Origin of the sequence: Actinoplanes sp. NPDC051633 (assembly GCF_040681735.1) — a bacterium.
In the GTDB taxonomy this organism is placed as follows: Bacteria; Actinomycetota; Actinomycetes; order Mycobacteriales; family Micromonosporaceae; genus Actinoplanes.
The window spans coordinates 1-3629 of record NZ_JBFAZH010000801.1 but is presented as its reverse complement, the minus strand read 5'-3'; the positions used below and the strand labels follow the sequence as shown (position 1 = coordinate 3629).

General features: G+C 66.4%; 4 protein-coding genes and 1 pseudogene. 3 read left to right on the top strand and 2 right to left on the bottom strand.

Translation table 11 applies throughout. The features are described 5' to 3' along the window. Positions 1-29 precede the first annotated feature (29 nt). Together AB0M20_RS32285 and AB0M20_RS32280 are read right to left on the bottom strand one after the other, a co-directional pair. Positions 30-341, bottom strand: coding sequence for an IS3 family transposase (locus AB0M20_RS32285; protein WP_364304117.1), 312 nt, complete (start codon positions 339-341; stop codon positions 30-32). Continuing rightward, a pseudogene (locus AB0M20_RS32280) lies at positions 325-1297 on the bottom strand (IS30 family transposase). Before AB0M20_RS32280 ends, AB0M20_RS32285 begins: the two are co-directional and overlap by 17 nt. On the opposite strand from AB0M20_RS32280, the gene AB0M20_RS32275 reads away from it, so the two are divergent. The 3 genes from AB0M20_RS32275 (at position 1224) to AB0M20_RS32265 (ending at position 3555) form a co-directional block, all read left to right on the top strand. After that, on the top strand, positions 1224-1667 hold the full coding sequence (locus AB0M20_RS32275; protein WP_364304116.1) for an IS3 family transposase: 444 nt from the start codon (positions 1224-1226) through the stop codon (positions 1665-1667). The pseudogene AB0M20_RS32280 and the gene AB0M20_RS32275 sit on opposite strands and share 74 nt — an antisense overlap. A gap of 142 nt (positions 1668-1809) precedes the next feature. Then, on the top strand, positions 1810-2556 hold the full coding sequence (locus AB0M20_RS32270) for a hypothetical protein (RefSeq protein WP_364304115.1): 747 nt from the start codon (positions 1810-1812) through the stop codon (positions 2554-2556). Between the two features lie 186 nt (positions 2557-2742). Next, on the top strand, positions 2743-3555 hold the full coding sequence (locus AB0M20_RS32265; RefSeq protein WP_364304114.1) for a shikimate dehydrogenase: 813 nt from the start codon (positions 2743-2745) through the stop codon (positions 3553-3555). Positions 3556-3629 lie beyond the last annotated feature (74 nt).

Here is a 3629-nt window from a genome sequence, read left to right as displayed (position 1 = left end):
CGGTTTCCCGGACGGCTCTGGTGTGATGGTCAGGCCGCGGTAGCGGCCGGGGTGTGGTGTCGTTCGTAGTCGACGGGTGAGAGATCGCCAAGCGCCGAATGGCGCCGGCGGGGGTTGTACCAGGCTTCTATCCACTCGAAGATCGCGTTGGCCAGTTCCTGGCGGGTGTGCCAGTGCTGCCGGTCGAGGAGCTCGAGCTGCATCGAACCGAAGAACGACTCGACCATTGAATTGTCGAAGCAGTCGCCGATGGAGCCCATCGAGCCGAGCAGCCCGGCCGTGCGGAGCCGGTGACCGAACGCCCAGCTGGTGTATTGCCCAGACTCAACCGGTCGTCGCAACACCGGTGCTTTCAAGGGAGAGTAGCTGTTCGTTCATGGCTTCGGCGGGCGTCTTCCAGCCGAGTGTCTTGCGTGGCCGGCTATTAAGAGTGGCGGCTACTGCGTCGAGTTCGTCGCGGTTCCAGCGGGCCAGGTCGGTGCCTTTGGGGAAATACTGGCGGAGCAGACCGTTGGTGTTTTCGTTCGTGCCTCGCTACCACGGGCTGTGCGGATCGGCGAAGTAGACCTGAACGCCGGTGTCGATGGTCAGCTGAGCGTGCTGGGCGAGTTCTTTCCCTCGGTCCCACGTGAGTGTCCGCCGGAGCTGATCGGGCAGCGTGGTGATCGTGGCGGCGATCGCGTCGCGGACAGCCTGTGCGCCGCGTCCGGCCAACGCTGGGCCGTTCTTCACCCGCGGCTCGACGCCGTGACCCTCCATGCGAGGCAGATGCAGCAGCATCGTGAAACGGGTCGTCCGCTCGACCAGTGTGCCGATCGCGGACCTGTCCAACCCGATGATGAGGTCTCCCTCCCAATGACCCGGAACGGCGCGGTCGTCGGCGTCGGCGGGCCGTTCGCTGATCATCACCTCGGGCGTGACCATGCCATCGCGACGCTGCCGGGCACGTGGCCGCGGCACCCGCAAAAGCACGGCCGGTGCGCAGACAGGCGACCAGTTCACGCTTCAACGCGCCGATCTCTCTGACCCCGAGGCCCTCGCTCTTGAGCATGGCGATCTCTTCCCGTTCCGCAAAAGACAAATACCGGCCGGCGAGCGGGCGGATCATGAACAACGGCATGCCGCCACGCTCGCGGAACCATCGGCTTCCAGCCACCGGCGACACGCCGACCGCGACCGCGGCGTCCTCGCTGCTGAGACCTCCCGCAATCTGACGCCAGAACATGCGCTCGACTTCCCGCCGATGCGTCGGATGCCCAGGCGACTTCATCGGCGCCCTGCCCTTCAACGCCTTCATCCAACCCGCGGGCCGGCCCATCGACACCTCCATACTCGAGGTGTTGCGACGACCGATGGAATTCACCCAATACACGTCGTTCGAGTTCGGCCGCACCCTACGTTCCTGCGGCGTGCTGGCCTCGATGGGCTCGGTCGCGGACTGCTTCGACAACGCCATGGCCGAGACCTTCTTCGCCACCCTGAAGACCCAACTGATTTACACCCGTGCCTGGCCGTCACGACACGAACTGGAGATGGAGGTGTTCTCCTACATCGAGGGCTTCTACAACCCTCGCCGCCGACACAGCCGGCTGGGTAACCTCAGCCCTGCCGCCTACGAGAAGAACCACCACGAGTCTCTGACACAGATCCAGGTGTCCGGACGATAGGGGTCACTTCATGGACCAACCAGCCACCACCCCACCAACTCCAGCATCCAATCAACGCCGTCGCGCAAGGTCACGCGCTCAACCTGCGTCTACGTCATAAAACTGACAAACGGTCGGTAGTGGACCGTTGTTTAATCCATGGGTGAACGCTCCGGTGCACCACGAAGAGCTGCGCCTCGTGCGGCGATTCCTGATCGCCGCCGCCGTGGCGACTGCCGGCTGGGTGACAACGACCGTCATCAGCACATTCCTGCCGCCCAGCGAGGCCGGGACGGCCACGGACCCGCCGCTGCACGCGGTGACGGTCTTCGCGCTCGCCGTAGGGGCAACGGTCGAATCGGTGACAACAGTCCGAACCGCGCAACGGGAACTGGCCACCTTCGGCCTCGCCGACGCGGCCGTCCGGGCAAGGTTGCAGGGTCTCCGCCGGCTCCTCCTTGCGGCGGGCCGCGCCACTCTCGTTGCGGCGCTGGTCGTGGTCATTCTTAGCTGGACACCACTGCCGGCGGTTCGGGCGATGGCGGAGCCGCTCTTCCTGGGTTTGGTAGCCGGCGGGGTGGGCCTATTGACGAGCGCGCGAGGCCTCCACCGAGGCTGGCTGGCCGACCCGTCACCGGCTTCCGTCCCGCCAACGCCTGAACTGGCCGAACAACTGGCGGAAAAGATCAAGAGTCAGCGCGACGAGCTCCGGCGCAACCAAGCTGGCCTGCGCCACTCGCAACAGGACGTCATCGACCTCTATCTCGCGATCCGAAAGGTAGAGCGGGGGCGCAAGGAGCGGATCTCGCCGAACGCATTGTGGGCGCTGGTCGGCTTCGCGCTGGGAATTGTCGGGAACTGGATAGCCCAGCCGCTATTCGATCTCCTGGCGGGACCCCTGCGCCCTTGACGGCTGTAGCGCATCCGCACACAGCTGGCGCTGGCGGAGCCCCGGCCGCCGGAGGGCCATATCCGGGTCGTAGGGCCGGAGGCCCTGCCCGCCGGAGGCCGGACTTGCCGCGCAACCTCGCAGCGTCGCGCGGGCAAGATGCGTGATGGTATGGAAGGCCGGAGACAAGTAGAGGCAGGGATCGACATGTTCGACCATCTCAGTGGTGCGACGCGGCTGTTCCCGATCATCGGAGATCCCATCAAGTACGTCGAGTCTCCGATGCGCCTCACCCGCACCTTCGGGGAGCGCGGCTTCAACGGCATCTGTGTTCCGATGCAGGTGCCGGCCGGTGACCTCGACGCTGTCATGGCGGGTCTCACGGCCGCGCGGAATGTGGACGGCATCTTGGTCACCATGCCGCACAAGTTCGCTGCGTTCGCCCACTGCGCCGCGAGTTCTGAGCGCGCCAGGATGCTCGGGGTCGTGAGCGTCGTCCGCCGCAATCCGGACGGGACCTGGCACGGCGACATGCTCGACGGACTGGCCTTCGTGAAGGCGCAGAAGGACCACGGAGCCCAGCCTCAGGGTGCGCGGGTACTCCTCCTCGGAGCGGGCGGCGCGGGCAGCGCGATCGCCATCGCCATGCTGGAGGCCGGGGCCCGCGAACTGATCGTCCATGACGCCGATGCGGCGCGCGTCTCCACACTGCGGGACCTGCTCAAGGATCTCGGCCAGGGGCGGGTCAACGTTGGGCCGCCGGATCCCACCGGCTGCGATCTGGTGTGCAACGCGACTCCCTTGGGCATGGAGGACGGCGACCCGCTCCCCGTCGATCCGGCGCTGCTGACCTCGTCCATGTTCGTGGGCGATGTGATCGCCGGGCACGGCGTGACACCGTTTCTGGCGGCTGCGGAGGCCGCCGGCTGCAGGACGGCCAACGGCGGACATATGGTCGAAGCCGCGCAGGACGTCATGGCCGACTTCATGCTGCAGAAGGCAGACGCGTCGAAAGACTGAGGAAGGACTGACGAGAGCCCCGGCTATTCCCGCACTCAGGGCAGCCGGGGCTTCGTCGTGTCCGCCGGGCTTGC

Coding starts and splice junctions, on each gene's coding strand:
- AB0M20_RS32275 (WP_364304116.1), top strand. CDS start 1,224: ATGCGCTCGACTTCCCGCCGATGCGTCGGATGCCCAGGCGACTTCATC.
- AB0M20_RS32265 (WP_364304114.1), top strand. CDS start 2,743: ATGTTCGACCATCTCAGTGGTGCGACGCGGCTGTTCCCGATCATCGGA.